At 39.4% G+C, this 26,538-nt stretch carries 23 protein-coding genes and 1 pseudogene; 4 read left to right on the forward strand and 20 right to left on the reverse strand.

The annotated features are described in order from the left end of the window. Window positions 1-92: 92 nt before the first annotated feature. The 16 genes and pseudogenes from MWU84_RS01540 to MWU84_RS01615 form a co-directional block, all read right to left on the reverse strand. Window positions 93-545 (reverse strand): annotated as a pseudogene (locus MWU84_RS01540) (biotin/lipoyl-binding protein); the annotation flags it as partial. 53 nt (window positions 546-598) lie between these two features. Continuing rightward, a complete protein-coding gene (locus tag MWU84_RS01545) occupies window positions 599-1,069 on the reverse strand; it encodes a transcriptional regulator (RefSeq protein ID WP_157730669.1) in 471 nt (156 codons plus the stop codon). A 334-nt stretch (window positions 1,070-1,403) separates the two neighbouring features. Next, a complete protein-coding gene (gene pheS, locus MWU84_RS01550; RefSeq protein WP_246897442.1) occupies window positions 1,404-2,423 on the reverse strand; it encodes a phenylalanine--tRNA ligase subunit alpha in 1,020 nt (339 codons plus the stop codon). A gap of 78 nt (window positions 2,424-2,501) precedes the next feature. Next, on the reverse strand, window positions 2,502-4,382 hold the full coding sequence (locus MWU84_RS01555) for a SulP family inorganic anion transporter (RefSeq protein WP_246897444.1): 1,881 nt from the start codon (window positions 4,380-4,382) through the stop codon (window positions 2,502-2,504). Window positions 4,383-4,502: 120 nt separating this feature from the next. After that, window positions 4,503-5,132, reverse strand: a complete 630-nt coding sequence (locus MWU84_RS01560; protein WP_246897447.1) for a carbonic anhydrase family protein — start codon at window positions 5,130-5,132, stop codon at window positions 4,503-4,505. Window positions 5,133-5,147: 15 nt separating this feature from the next. Further along, the gene (locus tag MWU84_RS01565; RefSeq protein ID WP_246897449.1) at window positions 5,148-5,993 is read right to left on the reverse strand and encodes a universal stress protein; all 846 of its coding nucleotides are present in this window, start codon (window positions 5,991-5,993) and stop codon (window positions 5,148-5,150) included. A 5-nt stretch (window positions 5,994-5,998) separates the two neighbouring features. After that, complete coding sequence (locus MWU84_RS01570; protein WP_246897451.1) at window positions 5,999-7,591, reverse strand: SulP family inorganic anion transporter; 1,593 nt, start codon at window positions 7,589-7,591, stop codon at window positions 5,999-6,001. 81 nt (window positions 7,592-7,672) lie between these two features. Then, entirely contained in the window at window positions 7,673-7,969 is a 297-nt protein-coding gene (locus MWU84_RS01575) for a hypothetical protein (RefSeq protein ID WP_246897453.1), read from the reverse strand. A 58-nt stretch (window positions 7,970-8,027) separates the two neighbouring features. Beyond that, complete coding sequence (locus MWU84_RS01580) at window positions 8,028-8,786, reverse strand: tetratricopeptide repeat protein (protein ID WP_246897455.1); 759 nt, start codon at window positions 8,784-8,786, stop codon at window positions 8,028-8,030. Between the two features lie 3 nt (window positions 8,787-8,789). Continuing rightward, complete coding sequence (locus tag MWU84_RS01585) at window positions 8,790-10,568, reverse strand: BatD family protein (RefSeq protein ID WP_246897456.1); 1,779 nt, start codon at window positions 10,566-10,568, stop codon at window positions 8,790-8,792. A 5-nt stretch (window positions 10,569-10,573) separates the two neighbouring features. Continuing rightward, window positions 10,574-11,443, reverse strand: coding sequence for a tetratricopeptide repeat protein (locus MWU84_RS01590; RefSeq protein ID WP_246897457.1), 870 nt, complete (start codon window positions 11,441-11,443; stop codon window positions 10,574-10,576). A gap of 13 nt (window positions 11,444-11,456) precedes the next feature. Then, window positions 11,457-12,494, reverse strand: coding sequence for a VWA domain-containing protein (locus MWU84_RS01595; protein ID WP_246897458.1), 1,038 nt, complete (start codon window positions 12,492-12,494; stop codon window positions 11,457-11,459). A gap of 52 nt (window positions 12,495-12,546) precedes the next feature. Beyond that, entirely contained in the window at window positions 12,547-13,545 is a 999-nt protein-coding gene (locus MWU84_RS01600; protein ID WP_246897459.1) for a VWA domain-containing protein, read from the reverse strand. Next, window positions 13,546-15,186: a hypothetical protein gene (locus MWU84_RS01605; RefSeq protein ID WP_348647825.1), complete on the reverse strand. Its 1,641-nt coding sequence runs from the start codon at window positions 15,184-15,186 to the stop codon at window positions 13,546-13,548. Window positions 15,187-15,206: 20 nt separating this feature from the next. Then, complete coding sequence (locus MWU84_RS01610) at window positions 15,207-16,073, reverse strand: DUF58 domain-containing protein (RefSeq protein ID WP_246897462.1); 867 nt, start codon at window positions 16,071-16,073, stop codon at window positions 15,207-15,209. Window positions 16,074-16,161: 88 nt separating this feature from the next. After that, on the reverse strand, window positions 16,162-17,163 hold the full coding sequence (locus MWU84_RS01615) for a MoxR family ATPase (protein WP_246897464.1): 1,002 nt from the start codon (window positions 17,161-17,163) through the stop codon (window positions 16,162-16,164). Between the two features lie 535 nt (window positions 17,164-17,698). On the opposite strand from MWU84_RS01615, the gene MWU84_RS01620 reads away from it, so the two are divergent. Then, the gene (locus MWU84_RS01620; protein WP_246897466.1) at window positions 17,699-18,472 is read left to right on the forward strand and encodes an SDR family NAD(P)-dependent oxidoreductase; all 774 of its coding nucleotides are present in this window, start codon (window positions 17,699-17,701) and stop codon (window positions 18,470-18,472) included. Further along, window positions 18,469-19,605, forward strand: a complete 1,137-nt coding sequence (locus MWU84_RS01625; protein WP_246897468.1) for an ATP-binding protein — start codon at window positions 18,469-18,471, stop codon at window positions 19,603-19,605. Before MWU84_RS01620 ends, MWU84_RS01625 begins: the two co-directional genes overlap by 4 nt. Before the next feature lie 21 nt (window positions 19,606-19,626). On the opposite strand, the gene MWU84_RS01630 is transcribed toward MWU84_RS01625, so the two are convergent. Further along, window positions 19,627-20,574, reverse strand: coding sequence for a carbohydrate kinase (locus tag MWU84_RS01630; protein ID WP_246897470.1), 948 nt, complete (start codon window positions 20,572-20,574; stop codon window positions 19,627-19,629). Between the two features lie 227 nt (window positions 20,575-20,801). Continuing rightward, window positions 20,802-23,354 carry an adenosylcobalamin-dependent ribonucleoside-diphosphate reductase gene (locus tag MWU84_RS01635; RefSeq protein WP_246897472.1) on the reverse strand — a complete coding sequence of 851 codons (2,553 nt, stop codon included), beginning with the start codon at window positions 23,352-23,354 and terminating at the stop codon, window positions 20,802-20,804. Window positions 23,355-23,764: 410 nt separating this feature from the next. On the opposite strand from MWU84_RS01635, the gene MWU84_RS01640 reads away from it, so the two are divergent. Together MWU84_RS01640 and MWU84_RS01645 are read left to right on the forward strand one after the other, a co-directional pair. Continuing rightward, entirely contained in the window at window positions 23,765-24,496 is a 732-nt protein-coding gene (locus MWU84_RS01640) for a metallophosphoesterase (protein ID WP_246897474.1), read from the forward strand. A gap of 57 nt (window positions 24,497-24,553) precedes the next feature. Further along, the gene (locus MWU84_RS01645; RefSeq protein ID WP_246897476.1) at window positions 24,554-25,552 is read left to right on the forward strand and encodes an acyl-ACP desaturase; all 999 of its coding nucleotides are present in this window, start codon (window positions 24,554-24,556) and stop codon (window positions 25,550-25,552) included. Between the two features lie 127 nt (window positions 25,553-25,679). On the opposite strand, the gene MWU84_RS01650 is transcribed toward MWU84_RS01645, so the two are convergent. Both MWU84_RS01650 and MWU84_RS01655 read right to left on the reverse strand, forming a co-directional pair. Next, the gene (locus MWU84_RS01650) at window positions 25,680-26,231 is read right to left on the reverse strand and encodes a hypothetical protein (RefSeq protein WP_246897478.1); all 552 of its coding nucleotides are present in this window, start codon (window positions 26,229-26,231) and stop codon (window positions 25,680-25,682) included. 18 nt (window positions 26,232-26,249) lie between these two features. Next, window positions 26,250-26,447, reverse strand: coding sequence for a hypothetical protein (locus tag MWU84_RS01655; RefSeq protein WP_246897480.1), 198 nt, complete (start codon window positions 26,445-26,447; stop codon window positions 26,250-26,252). Window positions 26,448-26,538: the final 91 nt, after the last annotated feature.

Consider the following 26,538-nt stretch of genomic DNA (forward strand, 5'->3'; position numbering starts at 1 on the left):
AATGGTCTGTTCGGGTGCTTAAAAAACAAAACCACCTTAAAAAGCAGTTATCGAGGTCGTTGTTTTAATAATTACGGGGTTGTGCAACGGTTACCTATGTTGGCAGCAATACTGCTATAGCCGCTCTTGGCTTGTGCTAATTTGGCTTTGGCGGTTTCCAATTGAACACTGCTGATGATGTTTTTTTCTACTAACGGAATTAACTTGTCCACTTCCACCTGCGCTGCATTAATATTGGCCTTTGCTGCTTCGGCATCCTGACTTAATGATTGTGTTTCCAGCTTAAAAAGGACCTGTCCCTTTCTTACTTTTTGGCCCTCATCCACCTGTACTTGAGTGATATATCCCGGTACTTTGGCACGTACACTGCTGTTATTTGTACCTTCAACACTGGCCGGATATATGTTATGGGCAATAACTGTTTTTGTTGGAATAGATATTACCGGATAAGGTAGTGCTACGGGAGCTTGTTGTTGTGGTTGTTGTTTGCAAGCTTGTAACACAAGCAGACCAATAACGAAATAAAAATAATGAGAACGTTTCATAGAATGATATAGGATTTTGATTTTAGGTATGATAAATGTTTAAGATGAATATGTTAGTTAATTTCATCAAGCTTATTGATGGTAGTTTCCATAAGTAGTTTTATAGCTTTCAGATAGTCTCTATAAATAGTGGTTAACTTTTCATTTTTAATATAAGATGCTTGGTGATTTTGCTTCATAAAAGCACAGGTCAATTCAAAAAGTTTTAATTCCTTGTTCGCTTGTTGCGTATAATTCACCAATCTGTTTTTAAGGTAGTTTACATTCTTTCTAAAATGACGCTTACGATCACCTGGTTTTGTAAAATATTCTATCTTTTGGGTTTGCAATAGTAGATTGATACTGGTGGATACAGAGCTTTTACTGGCTTCCGTAGCTTCCATTAACTCTTCAAAAGTTTGCCCCTCAGAACCTGTAAGGATGAGCATTGCGTAAATTCTTGTAGCTAATGGGGGCATTTTGTACAGGTTTTCAAAGTGCATTCCCAAGGCTTCGATCAATTCTTTTTTTACAGGTGCTTCCAAAATTTTAGTTTTAAAATTTGCTGCAAAAATACAATTGGTTCTGAACAAACAAAACTAATCGAAGTTAAGAATTTGTTAATAAAGTGAGTTCGATATATGAATGGGGTTTAAGTGGAGGCTTGTGCCAAGTATAGTCTTTAGGCAAGGTAGATGTATGGGCATAACCCATAAGTACTTGCTAGGTCCGTTCTAAAGATAGTGGGTTTTTGGTGACGATCCGATTTAAGATGTGTAGCATATCTTTATAAGGCTAGGAAATTCAAAATCCGTAGCCTTTATACTATGGCACTATTGCTTGATGGAAAGATTCTTTTCGGAATCTGGGAAGAACAAATTAAAATGCACTTTTAAACTGCTCTAAAAATCGCATATCATTTTCGCTCAATAGTCTAATATCTGAAATTTGATGTAATAATAGTGCAATCCTATCAATGCCCATACCGAAGGCAAAGCCTGAGTATTCATTGGCATCAATACCGCAATTGGTAAGCACATTGGGGTCTACCATACCGCAGCCCATGATTTCCAGCCATCCTGTACCCTTGGTCATTCTGTAATCTGTTTCGGTTTCCAGGCCCCAATATACATCTACTTCGGCACTTGGCTCTGTAAATGGGAAGTAGGACGGCCTAAGCCTTATTTTAGATTTTCCGAACAATTCGGTAGTAAAAAATTGCAAGGTCTGTTTTAAGTCGGCAAAAGAAACGTCCTTATCTATATATAATCCTTCCACTTGATGAAAAAAACAATGTGAACGAGCAGAAATGGCTTCATTTCTGTACACTCTGCCTGGTGAAATGGTCCTAATAGGGGGTTTGTTGTTTTCCATATAGCGCACTTGTACCGATGAGGTATGGGTACGCAATAAAATGTCCGGGTTGGTCTGTATAAAAAAAGTGTCCTGCATATCCCTTGCTGGATGATATTCCGGAAGGTTTAAGGCGGTAAAATTGTGCCAATCGTCCTCTATTTCCGGACCTTCGGACACATTGAAGCCTATCCGGGAAAAGATATCGATGATCTGGTTTTTGACTATAGAGATAGGATGGCGCGTTCCAATGGCCAATGGTTCCCCGGGCCTTGTTAAATCGCCATAGATTCCTTTTTCCTCTTTCTTATTTTCAAGGGCTTCCCTTAAAGCATTGACTTTTTCGGTAGCAACCGTTTTTAATAAATTTATGGTTTGCCCAAACTCCTTTTTTTGCTCGTTTGGGACATTTTTAAAATCTGAGAAAAAATGATTGAACAACCCTTTTTTTCCTAAATATTTAACGCGGAATGCCTCTATGGCCTCATTATCGGTAGAAGAAAACTCTTCTACCTCAGTAATATGCTTTTTTATGGTATCGATCATGGTGTTCGGCTAATGCCGCAAATTTAAGATATTTACGGCATTACCGAATACATATTTCATCATAAAATGGCTAATCACCTATGCAGAAGCTTCAACTTTTTCGTTGGTTGGCTTATGATTTAAGAACTTGATACAATCATCAAAGGTGTCAAAAATATGTTCCTTTGGTATCAAATCAGGTATTAGATCTACACGCTCCATCATGTAACGCGGTTGATCCAGTACATCTACCAATAATACTTCGATATTGGAATTAAGTAAATCAATAAGTACATCTTCCAAAGTGTAGAGACCGGATTGATCCATATACTGCATACGGTCCATGCGAATAATAACCGTAGATGCGGACCTTGGAATTTGGTCTGCCAATACTTGAAATTCACTGGTTGAACCAAAGAATAGCGGGCCTTTGATGTGCTTTATAAAAACTTTTTCCTTTAAATGTTTCGGGAAATTGGCTTCATCTGCCCATCCTTTTTCATGTTCCAAGGTTTTTACATCTGACCTTTCAGCGGTTAGATCTCCCATTTTTTTCATGAACATTAGTGAAGCAATTACAAGTCCAACACCTACTGCATAAACCAAATTCCATACGGAAGAAAGAACGAGCACAATAATCATTATTATAACTTCAGAACTTAATTTAATTGGGCCAACGCTCATGTCTTTTGGTAAACTAGGTATGGCTTTTAGGCCTTTATAATCCATAACACCTATACCTACGGTAACCAATATACCCGCAAGTACGGCTGCTGGTATCTGGGACGCAACTGGTCCTAAGGCCAAAAGAATGATTAAGAGAAGAATACCTGCGACCATACCGGATAATTTGGTCTTGCCACCGGCATTTATATTTACTACTGTACGGATGGTAGCTCCAGCTCCTGGAATACCCCCAAAAATAGCAGCTACACTGTTACCTATACCTTGGCCAACAAGCTCTTTGTTGGGTTGGTGCTTTGTTTTGGTCATGTTATCCGCTACTACAGAGGTTAAAAGAGAATCTATGGCTCCTAATAACGCCAAAGTCAAAGCGGTAAATATATATGGTGTAATTGAACTGAGTTGAAAACCTGTGATTATTTCAAGATTGGGCATCGGAAAACCACTTGGGATTTCTTCAATAGGGCGGTAGTTGAGTCCAAATCCATACGCTACGCCCGAAACAACGATTAGGGCTACCAAGGCACTTGGTATGGCGGTTGTGATTTTTTTGAAACCGTAAATAATCACTATTGTAGCTAGGGCAAGTATGAGTTCTAACCAATTAATGTTCTGTAAGGCTCTGGGAAGCACTTTAATGGCCCCTAAAACCCCAGACGCCTCACTTTTGGCCAGTGTTCTAGCCTCTTTTAGCATATCATCTTGGGTAATACTTTCGGAACGTTTGATTGTTTCTTCAAAATTTTCTAAAACTAGAATACCTTCGCCTGCCTCTTCCCTTAGAATATTCTCTAATATTATTTCCTCAGCCATTGGTTTGAACTGTGATACAAACTCATCATCTTCTTTTGGGTAGTATCCTATAGCCGGTAAAATTTGAGTAACCAATATGATGACCCCAATAGCTGTCATAAATCCGGAAACCACTGGGTAAGGGATGTAACGGATGTATTTCCCTATTCCTAAAAGGCCAAGACCAATCTGCATGAGGCCGGCCAATAAAAATACAAGAAGAATGGCGGGAAGCGCCTTTTCAATGCTTCCGTCGTTAAGGGCTATAATACCGGCAATAACCACCATACTTACGGCGGTCATCGGAGCTGTGGGACCAGAAATTTGCGTATTGGTACCTCCAAACAGCGCAGCAAAAAAACTGATGAATATAGCTCCATATAGTCCGGCACTGGGTCCTAGCCCAGAACTTACACCAAAGGCCAGAGCTAATGGAAGGGCTACAATACCTGCAGTTATTCCTCCAAAAAGGTCTCCTCTAAAATTTGAAAAAAGATTTTTCATAATATTGTATTTAATGCTAAGCTTAGTTTAAGCAACAATTAATTAAGTTAGAAACCAACGTTTGGTTTCTATAATGAGAAGGCCAATATGGCAACATTGGCCTTCCATAACAATCGGTTTTTATTCGTAAAAAATAACTTCACCATTCGAGACATCATACATAGCGCCAACAACTTTTATTTCCCCTTTTTCTTCCATTTCGACTAGTACAGGGCTTTGTTTGCGGATATTGTCAATAGTTAAATTTACGTTCTTTTCAGCAACCTTATCCACAAACTCAAGGTTTTTGGAATTTCTTAAATTCTCATCTACTGGTTCAATAACCGCCTCCACTGCTGGTTCAATCTTGCGGATCAAGGCGGTAAGGTTGCCTAATCTTGCATGATCACAAGCTCCTTTTACGGCACCACAACTTGTATGACCTAAAATTACGATCAGCTTAGTGCCTGCAAGTTTGCAGGCAAATTCCATGCTACCCAAAATATCCTCGTTTACAAAGTTACCGGCTATTCGAATACTAAAGATGTCGCCAAGGCCTTGGTCAAATACCAATTCGGCAGAAACTCTAGAGTCAATACAGCTCAAGATTGTTGCAAATGGAAATTGGCCTTCACTGGTATCATTCACTTGTTCCAGAAGGTTTCTGTTGGCTTTAAGGTTGCCTTGAAATCTTTGGTTGCCTTCCTTTAAAAATTGCAACGCCTTTTCCGGGGTCATTGTTGCTTGGGTCTCTCTTGTATGTGCTTTCATATTTATCTATTTTAATTATGCTATTTTTAGTGTTGTGTTAAAGTTATATCGGCTGCGTTTTTCCCCTGTTATTAAAAGATTAATATCTGACTTCTTAACCATATCGTAAGTATTTAATGGACAGGAAAGACCTTCTTGTGCCTTTTTTCTTCCTTCCAAAAACAAAAGGTCGATATTACTTCTGGATAAATAAAGGGGAAGATTGTTCACAGTATTTTCATTGTGATCAAACACATAGTGGATGGTCTTGCGTCCTAAAAAATCACTCGTTTGTGGTAGAGCATTTGAAGCTTCAACAATATTAAACGACTTTAAAGTACTGTTCGTATGGAAAAAGAGTTCTTCTGTATAGGATGAGTTCAATGCCTCTTCGGAACAATTTAGGGATCCTATACCTATTTTTTTACCTGGTTCAAGACCTTTGTGATGTGAAACGATCAAGACAGTACCTTTAAAAACGTTTAGTACAAAGTTGATAATTCTATCGTCAGCAGTATTAAAATGTTTGCTTTTGTGTCTTCCCAAGACCAAAATGTCTGGTTGGTTTTCGTTTAAATACCGGTCAATTTCATTTTTAATATTTCCAAAGGTACTGGAATAATTAATAGGTACCCTGTAATTTTCAATCATGGGCGATATTATATCCTTCATTCGTTTATCGGTCAGAATATATTCACGGCTTATTGAACGCATGGCCGATAGTTGGTTTTCTTTCCCAATTACTGACGTAGGCTTTGTTATATTAAAAACTTCAATTTCCCCATTGATCATTTGAGCCAAGCTCACAGCACTTTTTAACAGGCTGGATATGTCTCCATGTAAATCGGTGAATAAAGCTATCTGTGGTTTATGTTTTTCCATGTCCATTAGCTTAAGCTTAAATTAGATTTTGGTCTTGTTCTAAAAAATTCCGAAAAACTTGATGGGTTTTCAACTACACCACGCTTAGAGACCAATTGAATATCTATATTACGCTCTTTGGCTTTTACCGAGAAATCGTCTAGAATTTCGATTATATCAAGATCAAGATATCTTGTCTTGAGCAAATTTATCTCTAAATAGGTGTCCCTAGGAAGGCTATCCAATTCTTTAAGAATAGCACCTTTATTAAAAAAGGTCACTTCTTCCGCCAGGGTCATTTTTATCTTGTGCTTTCCATTACTTACATCTTCCATGTGCAGGAAATGGGAGTTCTGATAATTTTTCAAAAGGATAACCACAATACCAACGGCAAGGCCTAGGCTGATACCAATGAGTAAATCTGTAAATATGATACCAAATACGGTAACCGAAAACGGAACGAACTGTTTCCATCCCAATTTGTACATTTTTACAAAAAGCGCAGGTTTTGCCAATTTAAAGCCTACTATAAATAGTATGGCCGCTAAAACCGATAAGGGTATCATATTCAACAATCTTGGAATAAGAATAACGGAAATTAGCAATAGGAAACCATGGAAAATAGCCGATAGCTTTGATTTTCCACCAGATTGAATGTTGGCGGAACTTCTAACGATTACTTGGGTTATTGGTAGTCCTCCAATTAATCCGGATAAAATGTTACCTGTACCTTGTGCAAGCAGCTCGCGGTTCGTAGGTGTTACGTTTTTGTTCGGGTCCAACTTGTCGGTGGCCTCAACACATAATAGAGTTTCAAGACTGGCAACCAAAGCAATGGTAAAGGCGGTAACCCATACATCTGGGTTTGTGATTGCAGCGAAATTAGGAAAGCTGAACTGTCCAAAAAAGGATGCGGCATCTTCCGGAATGGGTACACTTACCAAGTGGTCGGATGAAATGGCCAAAAAGTCACTGTTCTGAGTCAACACAAAGAATATGATACCTACTGCGACGGCGACCAAAGGCCCTTGGATAAGCTGAAAGATCTTGCCTTTTTTGGAAAGTACCTTATCCCATAACAATAAGATGGACAAGCCAGCTATTGCCACTAGTGTTGCACCAGGGCTAATATTGTTTACAGTATTTAGGATTCCGGAGAAGGTGTTTTCCCCATCCACTTGAAAGAAGGCCCAATCGCCCTCTGGGTCCGGGTCATAACCAAAAAAATGTGGAATTTGTTTAAGTATAATAATGATACCTATACCGGTCAACATGCCTTTTATTACAGATGAAGGGAAATAATACCCTATAATTCCAGCTTTTAGAATACCGAAGATCAACTGAATAATTCCACCAAGCACAACGGCAACCAAGAAGTTTTCATATCCTCCTAAGGCACCAATTGCAGTTAATACAATAGCGGCCAAACCGGCAGCTGGTCCACTCACACCAATTTTGGAACCGCTGAGTGCTCCAACAACAATACCACCGACTATACCAGCTATTAAACCAGAAAACAAGGGGGCTCCACTAGCTAAAGCAATACCCAAACATAGGGGTAGCGCTACAAAAAAAACTACGACACTTGCGGGAAGGTCGCTCTTAATATTTTTGAACATATAAAAAAAATAATTTAGTCCTTAATGGGAATCAAAGACAGGTTTTTAATTAATCGAAAAAGTTTTACTTAACTGATGGGATTAACTAATATGTTCAGGTGGTGGGAGAAGAATTTTTTGGGTGAAGTTAATATGCCCCATTGGATGGTAGACACCCATTTCAGATTTTTGGGACAGTGCAATTAATGAAAAATCAACATAACTATCGTTTACAAACTTCTCTTGTAAAGGAGATTTCTTACCGGTTTCTTGCTGTTCTTCTTCGTTAAGGTTGGTTACAATAACGGGATTATCAATATCAAGTAATGTGATGGCGCTCGGAGCCACTATGGCAAATAGCCAAAGGGACAATAATAGTACACGAGCGAAAACTTTCATAAAATCACAACTTTTGGCAAATATAACACCAAGGGTTTTAATAGTCGTTAAAGAAATATTAAAAATCCTTAAGGATCTTTATATCTTCTGATGGAATCCAACCTGTGGTGCCATCTAAAATACGAATTTTTTTCCAGTCATTCAGTTGTTCAAGAACGTTGACCTTGGCACCGGCATGTAAAGTAAAAACGGACTGGCTCCTATTGTTGGGTTCGGATTTAATAACAACTTCTTCCGAAAAGACAATGGCAGGTTGATCCGATTCAAATTCGGAAAATTCTAAATAGGCGAGTAATACAGCAAGGACTGTAAATAAAAGAAAGACTAGACTGCTTATAAAGGCTATTCGTTTTTGGGTGGAAAATCTGAAATAATAAAAGGCTATATAGCAGCACACAAATAGCATCATAAAGCCAACGGCAACATAGGCCCATTGGTCAAATGAGAGATATGAAGTAAGTTTGTTGTACAATCTGGAAATAGTGGTCTGTGGAAGTGGTTCAATGGCATCCAACGTCATGTTTTGGGCATAGGACAAATTATCCCTAATATCCTGATCATTAGGTTTAAGTAATAATGCCTTCTCGTAATAATAAATGCTTGGGGCAATATTGTTGAGCTTATAATAGGTATTTCCCAAATTGAAATATAATTCGGACGAATGTTCCCCATTTTCCAATATCTTTAAATAATTGTCCGCGGCTTTGGCATACTCGCCTTCGTTGTACAATGCCGTAGCTTCCTCAAATAGCTGTTCGTTTTGGGAAAATCCCAAGGTAGCTACCAAACAGACTAAAATAGTTAATACACGTACCATTGCTTAAATTTGTTTATCCAATTGTGAGATAACCTCACTTGCCTTGTTGTAATCCTCTTGCATTTGAACATCGGAGAAAGGGCTATATCTGGCCATTTCGTAATTCTTTAGTAATCCGATAAAGCCTTCCTGAGTGGTTTCGTCCACATTTTTTTCACTCAATAAAGAGGCAATTTTATCCTTGCTAAATTCTGAGGTCTCTATTTTCAGTTTTGCCTTCAAATAATTGTGCAAGGCCTTTTCCAAGGCCACATAAAATGATTCCTTGGATCCTAATGCCTTTTTAGCAGCAGACAGGTATTTTCTAGCCAGTTTGTTGGCACGCTTAATTTTGATTCCTTCTACATCACTGGCAATTGCTTCTCTTTTTTTACCAAATAGGATGGCCAGGGGAATTAGCAAAACGGGCAGTAGCCACCAAAGGAAGAAGCTGGTGGAACCAAAAAAGTGTTGACTGTTGATGGTTGTGAGATTTGGATTTAATTTGTTGAATACAAATTGATTTCCCGTAGCGACAACCCTTTGTTTATTGCTGGAAATAGGGCCAGTATTATTTGAGGCTCCACTGGTTGGGCCCTCTATCACATTGATCATGATTTCCCCGGAACTCAAAGTTTGATATTTTTCGGTCTTGGGATTAAAAAAGCTAAAGGCTATACTGGGGATGGGGTATTTGCCTTTAAATGTAGGCACTACCGTGTAACTATTGCTTACATTTCCTTCCATGCCAGATAAGGTAGTACGAACACTCTCGTTGAATTCAGGGTCATATACTTCCAAGGAACTGGGGAGATTTAATCCTGGAATCTCAAAAAGTTTTAGATTTCCCTTACCATTTATGGCAACCTTGGCCTGTAAAGATTCGGATGCGTTAAGATGGGTTTTACTGGTGGTAACCGAAAATTGGAATTCTCCGACCGCACCACTAAAATCTGCCGGTTTTCCTTCATTGGGCAATGGCTTTACATTAATGGTCCTATTGCCTGCGGATACGGTCTTGTTGGTTTGGGCAAATATTCTTCCTCCAAAAAAATCCCTTTTGTTGGTGGGAATCTGAAGACTTACATCCAAGGATAGGGGTTCTATCTCCAGTTCCCCGGTCTTCTGTGGATAAAGGACGACCCTTTTTAAGATGACGGATCTATAAGACTTGCCGTTGTAGGTGGTATTCTGTATATCGTATTTGGTGACAGGGATATCTTGGCTCCAGAAATTGTTATATTTAGGGTTGTCCAAAGCCCTAAAGTTGGTTACATCTATGGTAGGACTTGCGTAAAGTTTATAAACTACGGTGACAGCCTCATTTAAATATGGGCTGGTTTTGGATATTTCTGCTACCAGATGTAAACTTTCATCCGCCACATCATCTACCGTTTTTTCCCCGTCCGGCCTTTCCACCGCAGCAGTAACCTCCACTTCTTTGGGGAGTGATTTATAGGTTTCTCCCTTGATGACAATGGTCGCCTGTTTAAGGGTAAATTTTCCCCTTGCTGTGGGTGCAAGGGTATAGGTATAAGTTTTTGAAAAACTCCTGACCCCATTAACCCAAGAGGAGCTAATGGATTGTGAGGGGCCCATAAGCACCCTGAAACCTTCAAAATCAGGGGGAACAAAATTGTCCCCATCCCTGTTCATGGTAAAGTCTACCCGTAGTCGCTCGTTAATGCCCAACACATCCTTGCTGAGATTCATTTCGAAGGTAACGGTTTCATCATCCTGGGCATACGAGAGTATGCCTAGGAATAACAATGTAAATAACGATATGTATTTTTTAATATTCACCTGTATTACCAGTCTTTTTCATTTTGGGATTTTACACCTTTTACTTTTTGTGCATCTATTTTTTCCTGTACTTTTTTCTCTTCGTTCTGCATTGCCTCCAACAAATTTTTCACTTGCTGTGGAGATAGTTGGTTCGGCCTGGGCTGCTGTTGCTGCTTTTGGTCATCTTTCTGTTCCCCTTTGGAGGGATCATCATTATTATCGTCTTCCTGATCTCCTTCGTCTTTCTTATTCTCTTCTTTTTCTTCCTCGCCTTTATCCCCCTCTTCCTTTTTGTCTCCTTGGTCCTCTTTCTGCTCGCCCTTATTGTCTTCGTTCTGATCCCCTTCCTTTTTATCCTCGTTTTGGTCTTTTTGATCTTTTTGGTCTTCCTTGTTCTGGTCGTCCTTATTCTGATCGTTTTTTTGTTCTTCTTCCTGTTGCTTTTTTAGCATTTCCTTGGCCAGGGCCAAATTGTAGCGGGTCTCTTCATCCGTAGGGTCGTTCCTTAATGCCTCCTTATAGGTATCTACCGCTTTTTGGTATTCTTTGTTTTTCATAAAGACATTGCCCATGTTGTGATAGGCCCTGTGCTTGTCCTTTTTGTTGGTGGCATTTTCACCTGCCTGTTTAAACCTGCCAAAAGCCTCGCTATAAGTTTCGTTTTCATAATAGGCATTTCCCAAATTATAGGGTGCAATACTGCTCTCTGCACTTTTGGAGATGGCCCTTCTATAATTGGCTTCGGCATTTACAAAATTGCTTTCGGAAAGGTCTTTATTAGCCTCCCAAGTATAGTTGTTGGCAATTTTAATTGATTTTTCCTTTTCCTTGTCCGCTTCCTGCGCTTGGACAAGGCCTCCGATCAAAATAATGATAAATGCAATCTTTTTCATAATCCTTCTACGTTTATCGCTCGTTAAACAGATTCAATTTTTTTAGCCACTTGGTTTTTCTATCCAAGACAAAAATGTCTAAAAATAAGAATAAAAGGCCTGCTGCCAAAAACCATTGGAACTGATCTTTGAATTCGGCAAATTGCTTGGCCTCAAATTCCTTTTTGTCCATTTGGTTCAATTGTTCCTTAATGAAATCAACGGCTTCTTCCGTGTTTTCCCCGTTTATGTATTCCCCATTGCCCTCATCGGCAATTTCTTGTAGTACCTCTTCATTTAATTTTGTAATAACCACCTCACCTTGGCGGTCTTTTTTTAGGCTTTCAACAATACCGTTTCTTTTAAGAGGTATGGGTGCTCCTTTTGTTTTTCCTACGCCAATGGTAAATACCCTTATGCCTTCATTGGTGGCATCCTCAACAGCATTGCTCACGTTACCTTCGGAGTGGTCCTCTCCGTCCGAGATAATGAAAAGAACACGGTTGGTTTGTTCCTCATCGTCATAATAGGTCGATGCCAATTCAATGGCCTGATCAATGGCCGTGCCTTGTGAGGAAAGCATATCGGTGTTCATGTTTTGCAAGAACATCTTGGCAGCCCCGTAATCGGTCGTTATAGGGAGTTGGGGAAATGCCTGCCCGGCATAGGCAATAATCCCGATTCTGTCACTTGCCAGTTGATTGATAATCTCGGAAACCAGACGTTTGGCCTTTTCCAGCCTATTTGGTGCTATATCCTCGGCCAACATACTTTTGGAAACGTCCACGGCAAATACAATATCCACCCCTTCTCTCTTCACCGTTTCCAATTTGGTGCCCATTTTTGGGTTTACCAATGCCATGGTCAAAGAGGCTATTCCCAACAGAATAAAAATTAATTTCAAGGTGGATTTAAAGTTGGATCTGTCGGGGGTCAAACGCTTTAAAAGTGCAAGTTCGGCAAATTTTCTTTGCGTACTTTTTTTCCAGATTTGAAGGAGCAAAAATAGGACTACCATCACCGGAATGATGGCTAACAGATATAAATATGATTTTTCGTCTAACTGAATCATTTTGTATTCTTCATTTGTAAATCAATCCCCTCGAAACCTTAATTCTTCGACCTTAAATAAAACTCCTGAACAAGGTGTTTCTTACCAGCCATTCCAATAGGAGCAAAACTCCTGCCAAATAGACCCAAGGTCTAAATTTTTCTTCGTACTTGTAATATTTAAACTCCTCTACTTCTGTTTTTTCCAATTTATTTATCTCCTCGTAAATAGCCTCAAGTTTTTCATTGTCGGTAGCCCTGAAATACTGTCCCCCTGTTGTTTCTGCTATAGATTTCAATAGATTTTCATCTATTTCTACCTCCCGCATTCCATATCGGAAAGATCCGTCAGCATTGTACGCTATCGGCGTCATGGCATTTCCATTGGTGCCCAGGCCAATGGTGTAGGTTTTAATGCCGAACTCCACTGCCAAATTTGCGGCAGTTTGTGGTTCTATAAATCCCGAATTGTTGACGCCATCCGTAAGCAAAATAATGACTTTGCTAAGTGCCTTGCTTTCCTTTAATCTATTTACAGAGGTGGCAAGCCCCATTCCAATAGCCGTTCCATCATTTAATTGTCCATAAGTTATTTCATCCAAGGCCCTTAAAACGATAGATTTATCACTTGTAATAGGCGTTTTGGTATAGCTTTCCCCGGCATATGCCACTAATCCGATCCTATCGTTGGGTCTTTCGCTGATAAAATCGGCCGCCACTTTTTTAAGTGCTGTTAATCTATATGGCTTTAAATCTTTTGCCAACATACTGGAGGAAACATCGATGGCCATAACAATATCGATTCCTTTTGTAGTTTTGGTCCTGGAAGAGATATCCTCGGTTTGTGGTCGCGCCATTGCAACTATAATCGCGGCCAATGCCAACAATCGCATTACAAACAGCAGCGGTTTTAATTTGGGTAAAATGCTGCCTTTTGGAAAACCTTTAATGCTAGATATTTTTAAGGAAGCGGTCTGTTCCTTTCTTTTCAAGAAGTACCAAAGCATTGCCACTGGAAGTAATAGCAACAACCAGAAAAACTGTGGGTTCGCAAAGGAAATATTCTCAAACATCTATAAGCTCGTTTTTACTTCTACTGAGTTCAAAATTCGGTCTACTATCTGGTCTGCATATTGGTCATCTGCCAACCAAGTCAAGATTATATTTTGCTGAAAACCTTTACCACCAAAAAATAGGACCAAATAGTTTCCAGAGATCAATTCCTTGGATTCGGGCACGGCAAATTTTCCACTCCCGTACAGTTTAACCCCCTTTACCCCTGTAAGGGTAGAAAAAGGTTCTTGCTTGGTAGTGATGTTTTTGGCACCTTGATTTTCAAAATTTTTCAAAATCTGTTCGGAGGCCTTTTCAAAATCCGGTTCCTCCGGTTGTGCCAGTGTAATAGAGGTGGCGCCAATGGTAAACAGTCCAATGGAGCTTCTATAGGCAAAGGCCTGCATTTCTTTGATGGAGGCTTGGGCTTCTGGAGGGAGTTTTACCGCTTGGCGCAACAAGACTTCGGGGGTATGTAAACTAATAGGTGGGAAACCGTAATCGCTTTGTACCCATTCACCTTCCAATAATTCTTTGGTGGGGTGGCCTAAAACGGTATCTTTTACGTGTCCAAATCCGTAGAAACCTATTGCCGCTGCCGTGGAAAATAATAATACAAGGACCGCAGTAACGGCCACAATAACTATTTTTTTCTTATGTTTTTTGCGTTCCAGCTCCTCCAAGTACTCTTCCCTTTGCAATAATTCCTCTTCCGTGGGTTCTGGAATGGCCTCTTTGGTCTTGATTACAATCTGTTCAACAGATTTTCTATCCCGTTCGGCTACAGAGGACTCCGGCTTGGATTTTGCAAATTTCACCAAATCCGAGGTCTGTAGCACCTTTTTGAACTGTTGTATGGTTTCGGGGTCCAGTTTCAATTGACCGGCATCCTTCATCATTTCCAATTTATCTATCAATTGGTCCGTAGTACTTTCCAATGCCGTTACATGAACATCTTCTTCCAAATAAGATCTTACAATGTCCGTTAACTCGGAATAATAGGATTTATAATCGTCCTGGATTAAATATTTTGATTTTTCCAATTGTTTTAAACCAAGGATAGCACGGTCAAAAGGAGGTAATAGGGCTGCCTTTTCCTCTTCGCTCAAAGGTTTTTTTCTAAAAACGAACCAATATAATGCTGCCCCTGCCAATATAAGGATGCCCAGTACCCAAAGGAGTATTTTCCAGAGGGCCCCGTTCGATTTTTCTACATTTATAATGGGTTTTATGTCGTACATCTTCTGTGCCAAGGTATCGACGGGTACTGTAGCAACATCAATTTTTATGGAATCGGTAAAAAACGGTTTTCCGTTTACCATGATCTGTTGTCTTGGAAGGGTATAGGAACCAGAATCGAATTGGGTTAGGGCATAGATTTTTTGTAGGGTCATCCTATCCAATTTTTTAACCGTATCGGTCCTTAGGGCTTCCACGGTTTCCAAAGGGGAAAAGGTTTGGCCTTCGGGAAAGATTACCTGGGCGGTGGAATCTGTTTCTACGGTGACCTTAAAATTGATCTGTTCCCCAATCTTTATATAGGTAGTATCCACTCCAGACACAATGGTGGGGGTATTTTGGGAAAAACCTTGTGTCGAGGCAAATAACAGACACAATGTAATATATCGTAGAAAATACGAATAACTATTTATAATGCTCAAATTTAAGTTCCTCATTTAAATCAACCTCTTCTCTTAAAATAGCCCAATAATTTCTTTACATAACTTTCATCCACCCTACAACTCAACACCCCGCAACCTGATTTGGTAAAAGTCTCCTGAAAATAGGCAACTCGTTCACTATAGTGTTTGCCATAGGCCATCCTTACTTTTTTGGACTGGGTGTTCACCAATTGAGTAGCTCCTGTTTCAGCATCCTGCATTTGCACCATACCCAAATTAGGAATGTTTTCCTCCCTTTCATCAAAAACCCTTATGCCGGTAAGATCGTGCTTTTTGCCTGTGATGCGGAGGGTTTGAAGATAATCGTCGGTTATAAAATCCGAGAGTACAAAGACAATGGCTTTCTTCTTCATTACGTTGGTAAGGAATTTTAAGGCCGTTCCTAAATTGGTCTCGCTGCTCTTGGGCGAAAATTCCAACAATTCCCGTATTATTCTTAGGGCGTGACTTTTGCCCTTTTTTGGCGGAATGTAAAGTTCCACCTCATCGGTGAACAAAAGAAGTCCAACTTTATCATTGTTTTGAAGAGCTGAAAATGCCAGTGTAGCAGAAATTTCAGTAATAATTTCCTTTTTAAACTGATTGCTGGTACCAAAAAGTTCTGAACCACTCACATCTACCATAAGCATCATGGTAAGTTCCCTTTCCTCCTCAAATACCTTTACATAGGGTTCGTTATAGCGCGCGGTTACGTTCCAATCTATGGATCTTACATCATCACCGAATTGGTATTGGCGCACTTCACTGAAAGTCATACCCCTCCCCTTAAAAGTCGAGTGGTACTCTCCGCCAAAAATATGGTCGGAAAGACGCCTCGTCTTTATCTCGATCTTGCGAACTTTTTTTAATAATTCCTTGGTATCCATTTTCAGTATGCAGTTTGCAGTAAAAAGTATTCAGGTACAGTTTTAAGGATTAAAGGCCAAAAGCTGTAGACAGATAACTGTAGACTGATTAAGGTACTTCAATTTCGTTTACGATCTTATTTATTATTTCTTCCGAAGTAATGTTTTCCGCCTCAGCCTCATAGGTTATGCCAATCCTGTGGCGTAAAACGTCATGAATCACTGCCCTTACATCTTCAGGAACAACATAGCCCCTTCTTTTAATAAAGGCATAGCATTTGGCAGCAACCGCCAAATTAATACTACCCCTTGGTGAAGCTCCGAAACTAATCAAAGGTTTTAGGCTTTCTAAATTGTATTTTTCCGGGTATCTGGTAGCAAATACAATGTCGAGTATATATTTTTCAATTTTCTCGTCCATGTACACATCCTTAACCGCCTTTTGGGCACTTAGAATCTGTTTAACGCTAACTACAGGTTTAACCTCTTCGTATGCACCTTTAAGGTTTTGCCGTATTATTAATTGCTCTTCACTAAGTTTGGGGTAGTCTATAACCGTCTTTAACATAAAACGATCCACCTGGGCTTCCGGTAAAGGATACGTTCCTTCTTGTTCCACCGGGTTTTGGGTAGCCATAACCAGGAAAGGCTTGTCCAAAACAAAAGTTTCGTCACCTATAGTAACCTGTTTTTCCTGCATGGCTTCCAAAAGGGCGGATTGCACTTTTGCAGGAGCACGGTTAATTTCATCCGCCAGAACAAAATTGGCGAATATAGGACCTTTCTTAATGGAGAAATCGTTCAATTTCATATTGTAGATCATAGTACCAACAACATCTGCCGGTAGAAGATCGGGAGTGAACTGAATTCTACTGAAGCTTCCTTGTACAGCTTTTGCCAGGGTATTTATGGCTAAGGTTTTTGCCAAGCCAGGGACGCCTTCAAGTAGAATATGTCCCTGCCCTAAAAGTCCAATGAGCAATCGTTCTACCATATGTTTTTGTCCTACGATTACTTTGTTCATTTCTAAAATAAGTAGGTCGATAAAAGCACTCTCCTGGGCAATTTTCTCGTTCACGGCACTGATATCTACCGAAGTATTTTCTTCCATATAATCCTTTGTTTTGTTTTGTTTACAGTGGTTTACTCCAAAAGTGGATGCAAATTGAAAATTTATTTAGTTATTGGCTGTTAATGTATGGTTAAAAGTTAAGCAATGGGTCTAGTTTTATGAACTATTTAAGGGATTTATTCATAATTTCACAAACATATGAAAAATAAAACATCTTATTTCAAAATCATTGCAGGTACAATTACTTGGGGCACTTGGGATAAGAAGCTTTCTGTTGGAAAGAAACTAAGTTAATTTATCCCTGTCAAGAACTGGGAGTTGCCACCTTTGATTACGCGGATATTTACGGTTTGTTTAGTTTTTAGCCGTTTATTGGAAAGGTCTCTACCACTGCACATATATCAAGGGGTATAATTTGGATTATAGGTACCGCCCAATCTAAACAATTGACCGACGCCATAAAGGCTTTAAATATGGAAGGTTGGTTTTTGTTGTTTAGTTGCTTTGCAGGGCAATGGATTTCCTAGTTGCCGACCAACGGAGTTAATAAATATAAAATATAGAATCATTTTTTATGAGTATTTCCAATAAAGAGAAGCCCACAGCATTTATAACCGGGGCTACGAGCGGAATAGGTCTTGCAACCGCCAAAATCTTTGCAGCCAACAAAATCAATCTAGTTATTTGTGGTAGGCGGAAAAAGCGATTGAACGAAATTAAAAAGGAACTGTCCAGACATACCAGGGTTTGCATTCTAGAATTTGATGTACAGGATAAAAAAGCGGTTTTTGAGGCCGTTGCTTCCCTTCCAGAGGAGTTTTCCAATATTGACATCCTTATCAACAATGCAGGCAATGCCCACGGTTTGGATTCCATAGAGGAAGGAAATTTGGAGGATTGGGAAGCTATGCTGGACATTAACGTGAAGGGCCTTTTATATGTTTCCAAGGCAATAATGCCAAAAATGATCAAAAACAAATCCGGACATATCATAAACATTGGCTCCATTGCGGGGAAGGAAGTGTATCCTAGAGGGAATGTGTACTGTGCCAGTAAATATGCAGTGGATGCCCTGAATCAAGGGATGAGAATAGATTTGAACAAATACGGTATTCGCGTTGGTGCCATTAACCCGGGATTGGTGGAAACGGAATTTAGTAAGGTACGGTTTAAGGGAGATAATGCTAGGGCCGAAGATACCTACAAGGGTTATAAGCCATTGCAGGCAGATGATGTTGCGGACATAATCCATTTTATGGTCACAAGGCCCTCCCATGTCAATATTGCAGATTTATTAATTTTACCTACGGCGCAAGCGAGTGCTACAATTGTCAATAAGGAATTATGATCAATAAGCGCCTGCTCGTAAAAAACCTGCTTGCCCATAATGACGAGAATAGCTTTTATGATAAAAAACGCTTTATAGATATTGGACAGAGGGAGGGGAAGGCTAAATTTTTGAAGCATGTCTGCGCTCTTGCCAATAGCAATCCTCAAAATAATTCTTTTATCGTTATTGGAGTCGAGGATGAAGATAATGAAATTGTAGGGGTCGATTTTTTTGATGATAGCAAGATTCAAAATTTGGTCAATGCCTATTTGGACAATCCCCCGCGTATTACCTATGAAAATATTCCATTTCCTCATTTGCCCATGGGCAAAGTAGTTGGATTGGTAACTATAAAATCTAATGGGAAAGTTTGTTCTTTGCGAAAGAATATCTGGAAGTATTATGGGGGGTCTGTTTTTTTTAGGGATGGTAGCATAAGTATGCCAAAGGCGTATGGAATTGAACTGACCGATATAAATGCAGAAGTGGTGGCAACCATAGAGAAGCATGCCAAAAATAATATTGAACTTACCCTGGACGGCGTAGTCGATTTTTTGAATGAAAGACACAAGGATTTAACCAGTCATTATAAGGTTTTTAAAGAGCAATTTGTGGTTTGTTGGGCGGGACATCAAAAAAAAGTAAAAAATGAAACTTATTACTCCCGTGTCGATATTGAATTGATCAATGAACAAGTGAAGCTGTTTTTTTCCGCATTCGATGAAATTACGATTGCTTATGATGAAAATTCCTTTACTACGATCGAATATGTTCAGTTGGGATTAAGTGGCCAACAAAAGTATTATCCTTTGGAAAAAGTGGTCATTACTTTCTTCGATAATGGGACCTATACCATTCAAAGCGATTTAATATTTGAACCTCCCTTGTATGATAAAAAAACACTTCATCACATTTACAACGCCAATATAGCCCTGCTTAAAAAAATTGAAAAGGATATTTCCCTGTCCCCAAATGAAACAAAGGACTTAGATCTGTTGTCCGATACTTTTTTGATTTGCTATGTCAATGGGTTCGACGAAGCCAAGGATGTTATGGAAAACGCAAAGCCGATCCTAAAGAAATATGATCTTCCGGTGTATCAATCCATAAAAGAATCATTAAGAATTATTAGAAAGATGAAATACAATTAGAGGTTGTGGCCGACCATTTCATTAAACCTGATTTATTTGTTCTTGGTTGGGCAAGGATTCTATGGCTCCAAAATTAAGGGTTGTAATAGCTCCGGCCTTATTGGCATCCTGCACCATTTTTTCCAAAAGTCCGGAATCGTTCAAGAGGGTTTCCAAGTTGGTTGTCAATGAAATTTGCTTTAACAAACACCCAATAAATGCATCTCCTGCACCTGTTGTGTCAAGGGGTTTTATTTTTATGCTCGGAATTATTTTTTGCACCGCAGGGGTGCTTAAATAGGTGCCCTCTCCGCCTAGGGTCACGGTAATTATTTTTGTTCCCAACTCGTGTAAAAAAGTACAGGCCTCTTTTAGATCCACTTTTCCTGAAAGCAATTGGGCCTCTTCCAAACTGAATTTACACAAATCCGATTTTTCAATAAAGGGGATGCATTTTTGAATAAAGATCTCCTCGGTTCCTTTCCATAGATCCACCCTAAAATTAGGGTCGAAGCAAATAAAACTGTTTTGGAATATGGCTTCTTGGAAATAGAGGGAATATGCCTCTTCCAAACTACCGCCGAGGAAGGAGGTTGCGGCTCCAAAATGTACGATCTGATCTTTAAATAGATTCTTTATTCTTATGTCGTGCTTTAATTCTTTGTCCGCCCCACGGCTAAAGACAAAATCGCGCTCGCCATCCTCTGCAAGGGAAACAAAGGCTAGGGTTGTAAAGGTGTCTGACCGCTGTGCCAGGGATACGTCTACCTGTCCTTCCGTTAATGTATTGATAAGAAAAGTGCCAAAGGGATCTTTGCCTACACAGCCGATAAAAAAACTTTTGCCCCCCAATTTGGCTATTGCTGAGGCCACATTTGCCGGGGCACCTCCCGCTTTTTTAGTAAAATCGGTGGCTTTTGATAGATCGCTACCCTGTTTCTCAGCCACGAAATCTATTAATAATTCCCCTATACAGTAAACGTTTTTCATCTGTTAAATTTTATTGTTTTTAGGGATTATATCTAAGCTAAGTTGAGTAAAATAATTATTCTCTTGAGTGTTTCATAATTATCTTAATCATCTAGGTTTCTACCCTTTTTTAAAATGACTGATCTAAAATAAAGAGAAATAAGCACTAATACTAAAAAAGCCCCTAATTGTATACAGTTAGGGGCTTAATTTTTAGGAGTAAATTTCTAGATCCAAAGAGTACAGGCCTATCCGCATTTGGACGAACCGCAATCCTTACAGGTAAGGCATCCTTCTTGGTAAATCAGATTCTTGGAATTACAGGAATCACATTTTTGTCCCTTGGCTTCCGTGCCATCGGCTACATATCTTTTCAGAGCTCTTGCAACCCCATTTTTCCAGGTGTTGATAGATTCGCTGTCCAGTTGTAGACTATTGATAAGGTCTACCACTTTTTCTATCGGCATGCCGTGGCGTAGGGTGCTGGAAATTAATTTGGCATAGTTCCAATATTCGGGATTGAATTTATGGGATAGCCCTTCAATGGTTGTTTTGTAGCCTCTTTTGTTCTTGTACTGAAAGTCATATCGCGAAGAACCGTCCTCATTCCTGCTTTTTATGATGACTCCGTCATTTACCCATCTGGGAATTAAGATACCGTCCTCGTCATCGGCCATACCAGTGAAAATTTCATAGGGCTGGTCGTTTATGAGGCCAATAAAGGCAATCCATTTTTCTTTATTATTTTGAAGTCGGACCACATCCGCATCCAAAATTTGGGGTCGCTTTGTAGGGAAATGGGTAAGGGATTCCTCATTTTCAGATTTCTTTGATTCATTGGAGATCAAAACACCGGATCTGGAACCATCCCTATAGACAGTGACACCCTTGCAACCTGCTTTCCAAGCTTCCAAATAGAGTTTACCGACCAATTCTTCGGATACATCGTTCGGAAGGTTTATAGTGACACTAATGGAGTGGTCTACCCATTTTTGCACCGCACCTTGTAAACGGACTTTGCTCAGCCAATCCACATCGTTGGAAGTAGCTTTAAAATACGGAGAACTTTCTACAATCTTCTGTAACTCTTCTTGGGAATAATTTTTTTCGGTATCAATTCCCTTGACGGTCATCCATTGTTTAAATTTATGATGGAAAACCAAGTATTCTTCCCAAGAATCCCCAACTTCATCTACAAAGTCAATACGGACATCCTTGTCATTGGGGTTTACTTTTCTGCGGCGTTTGTAAACAGGCAGGAAAACCGGTTCTATACCAGAGGTGGTTTGGGTCATTAAACTTGTAGTCCCTGTGGGCGCAATGGTCAATAGGGCGATATTTCTTCGGCCGTATTCCAACATTTCATAATATAGCTTTTCATCAGCTTCCTTAAGCCTTGTGATAAAGGGGTTGTTTTTTTCCCTTTCCGCATCAAAAATTTGAAAAGCGCCACGATCTTTAGCGGTGTGTACCGAAGCTCTATAAGCTTCTAGGGCAATAGTCTTATGTACTTCGATCGCAAAATTGTTGGCCTCTTCACTTCCATAACGCAGGCCAAGTGCTGCCAGCATATCTCCCTCGGCCGTAATTCCGATTCCCGTTCTGCGTCCCTGTTCGGCCTTTTCTTTAATGTTGCTCCATAAATTATATTCTACGGCTTTGGTTTCTTCCAATTCCGGATCGGATTTTATTTTTTCCAGAATTGCATCTACTTTCTCCAATTCAAGGTCTATGATATCGTCCATAATCCGTTGGGCAGCAGCAATATGTTCTTTAAAAAGTTTAAAATCAAAGCTGGCATTATCAGTAAAAGGCTGATTTACATAGGAGAAAAGATTAATGGCCAACAAGCGACAGGAATCATATGGACATAACGGAATTTCCCCACAGGGATTGGTAGAGACGGTGTTGTAGCCTAAATCTGAATAACAATCAGGAACGGATTCCTTTATTATGGTATCCCAAAACAAAATACCCGGTTCTGCCGATTGCCAAGCATTATGGACTATTTTTCCCCAAAGTTTTTGGGCATCTATAGTCTTGGATACTTTGGGGTTGGGGCTTTGAACCGGAAATTTTTGGGTATAGGGCTGTCCAGTTTCAACTGCCTTCATAAAATCATCGTCCATTCTAACGGAAACATTGGCTCCCGTTACCTTGCCCTGTTCCATTTTAGCATCTATAAAATCTTCTGCATCAGGATGGTTTATGGAGACCGATAACATTAAAGCTCCCCTTCTGCCATCTTGGGCCACTTCCCTGGTAGTATTGGAATATCTTTCCATAAAAGGCACCAAGCCCGTTGAGGTTAAGGCCGAGTTTTTTACCGGCGACCCTTTTGGCCGTATATGGGAAAGGTCATGCCCAACACCCCCACGGCGTTTCATAAGTTGAACCTGTTCCTGGTCTATTTTCATGATTCCCCCGTAAGAATCGGACTGACCTTCATTTCCTATTACAAAGCAATTTGATAAAGAAGCGATTTGAAATGGATTGCCAATACCTGCCATTGGGCTACCCTGTGGGACTATGTATTTGAAGTTTTTGATTAGGTCAAAGACTTCTTCTTCTTTAAGTGGGTTTGGATATTTTTGTTCTATTCTGGAAACCTCCCTAGCTATCCTATGGTGCATATCATTAGGGGTTAGCTCATAAATATTCCCTTCGGAGTCTTTTAGGGCATATTTGTTTACCCATACCCTGGCAGCAAGATCATCGCCTTTAAAATATTTCAATGAAGCATTAAAGGCTTCTTTCTGACTGTAAGTCTTTTGGGGCCCTTGGGCAATTTTTGTTGGCATATAATGATTTTTAATGGTTGTAGTAAACTTGGAATAAAGGACAAAAGTATTAAAAAAAGTAGAAATAAAAACATGATATTTATCATGAAAGTTTACAAGAAATAACCTATAAATAATTGAAAATCAACACAATAAAGATTTATCAACATAAAAAAGTTAACAAATAAATTTCACTTTTTATCAATTTTAATTTCATTTAGGCTGTCATTTTAAATGAAATTCCAGTAATGGTAGCCTGCCGGCTTTTTATTTTGGTTGATATATTTTCATCTTGTTTGGTCTTGTCCGATGGGCTTTTTATTCATTCGGTATTACGAGTTGATTCTAGGATTAATAATCAATTCACTGTGAAAATCCATTTTTAGTTGTTTTGCCATGGATATTAAAGTGGTATTTGCGATTTTTGCCAAATGAGAACATTGGTAATCGGAGACCTGCATTCAGGTTTAAAGGCCTTGAAGCAGGTATTGATAAGGGCAAATGTAAGCCCCAGTGACCATCTTATTTTTTTGGGGGATTATGTGGATGGTTGGAGTGAAGCCGTTGATACGGTAAATTTTTTAATGGAGCTTAGGCTTACACACAATTGCTCTTTTATTAGGGGAAATCATGATGAACTTTGCAATGATTGGTTAAAAAGTGGGGATAATAATCCTGTATGGTTACAGCATGGAGGGAGTGCAACCCAAAATTCTTATCGGCTAGTAGGGGATGAAATAAAAGAAGCCCATATTGAGTTTTACGATAATTTGGAGAATTATATTCTTGACGCTGAAAATCGCTTGTTTATCCACGCAGGATTTACTAACTTAAGGGGTGTAGGGCATGAATATTTTACCAAAACCTATTATTGGGATAGAACCCTTTGGGAATTGGCATTGTCTTTAGATCCATCGTTGACCAAAGTGGATGATTTTTATCCTCAAAGGTTAACGCATTACAAGGAAATTTTTATTGGTCATACGCCAGTAACCCGGATTGGTAGGACAACCCCAAAGAATGCCGCCAATATATGGAATGTTGACACAGGAGCTGCCTTTAGAGGTCCTTTGACCATTATGGATGTTGGATCAAAACAATATTGGCAAAGTGATCCGGTATATTTGTTTTATCCCTCGGAAATGGGAAGGAACCAAAATTAACTGTCTATTGGGGGAAATTATCAAGATTATTAAGGATATTTACATAAAATTTGAAGAATGTCAAATAAGAACGTTAGAATAGAAGTAATGAAGTCCATTGAGGGTAAGGTGGATGGTTTTATAGACCAGTACCTTATTCCAATACAAGATATTTGGCAACCCACAGATTTTTTACCTGATACACAAAGTGAAGGCTTTATGGATCACGTAACTCAGATACGCGAGGAAGCCAAGGAATTGGGGTATGATCTTTGGGTTACCTTGGTAGCGGATACTATTACCGAGGAGGCACTGCCTACCTACGAATCTTGGCTTATGGATGTGGAAGGAATAGACCAACATGGTGAAAACAAGAATGGCTGGTCCAAATGGGTGCGTCATTGGACCGCTGAGGAAAATAGACATGGTGATGTGCTTAACAAATATCTTTATTTGGCCGGGAGGGTGAATATGCGGGAAATGGAAATCACCACCCAGCATCTAATTGCGGATGGGTTCGATATAGGAACGGACAGAGATCCTTATAAAAACTTTGTGTATACCTCTTTTCAAGAGTTGGCTACCAATATTTCACATAAAAGGGTAGGTCAAATGTGTAAAAAGGGGGGCAATACACTACTTGGTAAAATGTGTACCATTATCGCGGGAGACGAAATGCGTCATCATTTGGCCTATAGGGAGTTTGTTAAGGTAATTTTTGAAAACGACCCCAGTCAGATGATGTTGGCCTTTGCCGATATGATGAAGAAAAAAATTGTAATGCCTGCCCATTTCTTAAGGGAGTCTGGAGGAAATATAGGGACGGCTTTTGAGAACTTTTCCAATTGTGCCCAAAGATTGGGAGTTTACACTGCACAGGATTATATAGATATTTTGAAAAAATTGAATAGCTATTGGGAATTGGATAGCATTAGAAGTCTTAATGATGATGCGGAAAGGGCAAGGGACTATTTGATGAAATTACCGGATAGATTGGAGCGAATCGCCAGCAGGATGAAATTCCCTGAGGACGACTATAGGTTTAAGTGGGTGGAAGCTAATGGAAGAATGGTATAATGCCATAAACATTGAGGCAGCTGTCCACATAATTGATTAGAAAGTGAAGCTAGTGATAGCTTCACTTTTTTTGCACTCTATCCATATGGCAAAGTAATACCCATATGTTTTAAGATGATTACAATAATTATAGTTTCCCTCTTTTGTGTTCTTCCTGCCACTTGTGTAATTCTTTCCATTTGCCCTCATAAGCCATTTTCGCCTGCATGGGCCAAGAGGCGGGATCGTGAATTTTATAACGTGCTCCTCCGCTGTTCAATATCTCCTGACATTTGGCTACAGCGGTTTCGGACAAATCTTTCCATGTTTTAATATCAAAAGAATTGAATAGTTGCTGAATTTTAGGACCAATTCCTTCCACAATCTTTAAATCGTTCTGTTTTATAGTTTTGCCAAAGACAGATTTTGCGGCTTGTGCATTAAAAGGAAGCAATGCTTCTGCAGGGACTATTGGGGAAATAGGTTCCGCAGGAACAACAAGCTCCGATTTTTGGGATAGTTGTTTGTTACAGGATGCTAATTCGGCTTCCAGTTTTGTGTTTTTATCCTTTAGTATTTTTAATTCTGGACTTTCGTCTAATTGGGTACTCCCGCCTTTTCCGATTAAGTAGCCAAATAAGGCGCAGACAATACCTACGATGGCGGGGATTAACCAGCACCAAATATTAGTGTTTTCCATGTGCTATATTGTTTTGGGTTAGTTATTTTGATCAAGGTTCTGTTGTATTATTTTTTCCTCGGCCAGCATTCTATTTTTAGCAACATCCTCGATATTTTCAACGGAGGAAACAACATCTGTTTTGGTAGTGCATGTATTGCACAACATGAGGTTAAAATAGGTTCCAGCAACAATGGCAATAACAATACCTAATATATTGGTTGTTCTTTTTGACATTTCGAATGGCTGTTAGGGTTTTGTCTAAATGTATTAAAAAATTCCCTTAAATGTTAAAAAAACCGTCTTAATTATTCCGTTTCAATTAGTT

It is taken from the genome of Arenibacter sp. F20364, from assembly GCF_023015905.1.
GTDB lineage: Bacteria > Bacteroidota > Bacteroidia > Flavobacteriales > Flavobacteriaceae > Arenibacter.

Coding starts and splice junctions, on each gene's coding strand:
- MWU84_RS01620 (WP_246897466.1), top strand. CDS start 17,699: ATGAGTATTTCCAATAAAGAGAAGCCCACAGCATTTATAACCGGGGCT.
- MWU84_RS01570 (WP_246897451.1), bottom strand. CDS start 7,591: ATGTTCAAAAATATTAAGAGCGACCTTCCCGCAAGTGTCGTAGTTTTT.
- MWU84_RS01645 (WP_246897476.1), top strand. CDS start 24,554: ATGTCAAATAAGAACGTTAGAATAGAAGTAATGAAGTCCATTGAGGGT.
- MWU84_RS01625 (WP_246897468.1), top strand. CDS start 18,469: ATGATCAATAAGCGCCTGCTCGTAAAAAACCTGCTTGCCCATAATGAC.
- MWU84_RS01595 (WP_246897458.1), bottom strand. CDS start 12,494: ATGATTCAGTTAGACGAAAAATCATATTTATATCTGTTAGCCATCATT.
- MWU84_RS01555 (WP_246897444.1), bottom strand. CDS start 4,382: ATGAAAAATCTTTTTTCAAATTTTAGAGGAGACCTTTTTGGAGGAATA.
- MWU84_RS01565 (WP_246897449.1), bottom strand. CDS start 5,993: ATGGAAAAACATAAACCACAGATAGCTTTATTCACCGATTTACATGGA.
- MWU84_RS01655 (WP_246897480.1), bottom strand. CDS start 26,447: ATGTCAAAAAGAACAACCAATATATTAGGTATTGTTATTGCCATTGTT.
- MWU84_RS01580 (WP_246897455.1), bottom strand. CDS start 8,786: ATGGTACGTGTATTAACTATTTTAGTCTGTTTGGTAGCTACCTTGGGA.
- MWU84_RS01640 (WP_246897474.1), top strand. CDS start 23,765: ATGAGAACATTGGTAATCGGAGACCTGCATTCAGGTTTAAAGGCCTTG.
- MWU84_RS01590 (WP_246897457.1), bottom strand. CDS start 11,443: ATGAAAAAGATTGCATTTATCATTATTTTGATCGGAGGCCTTGTCCAA.
- MWU84_RS01635 (WP_246897472.1), bottom strand. CDS start 23,354: ATGCCAACAAAAATTGCCCAAGGGCCCCAAAAGACTTACAGTCAGAAA.
- MWU84_RS01575 (WP_246897453.1), bottom strand. CDS start 7,969: ATGAAAGTTTTCGCTCGTGTACTATTATTGTCCCTTTGGCTATTTGCC.
- MWU84_RS01650 (WP_246897478.1), bottom strand. CDS start 26,231: ATGGAAAACACTAATATTTGGTGCTGGTTAATCCCCGCCATCGTAGGT.
- MWU84_RS01600 (WP_246897459.1), bottom strand. CDS start 13,545: ATGTTTGAGAATATTTCCTTTGCGAACCCACAGTTTTTCTGGTTGTTG.
- MWU84_RS01560 (WP_246897447.1), bottom strand. CDS start 5,132: ATGAAAGCACATACAAGAGAGACCCAAGCAACAATGACCCCGGAAAAG.
- MWU84_RS01630 (WP_246897470.1), bottom strand. CDS start 20,574: ATGAAAAACGTTTACTGTATAGGGGAATTATTAATAGATTTCGTGGCT.
- MWU84_RS01610 (WP_246897462.1), bottom strand. CDS start 16,073: ATGGATACCAAGGAATTATTAAAAAAAGTTCGCAAGATCGAGATAAAG.
- pheS (WP_246897442.1), bottom strand. CDS start 2,423: ATGATCGATACCATAAAAAAGCATATTACTGAGGTAGAAGAGTTTTCT.
- MWU84_RS01615 (WP_246897464.1), bottom strand. CDS start 17,163: ATGGAAGAAAATACTTCGGTAGATATCAGTGCCGTGAACGAGAAAATT.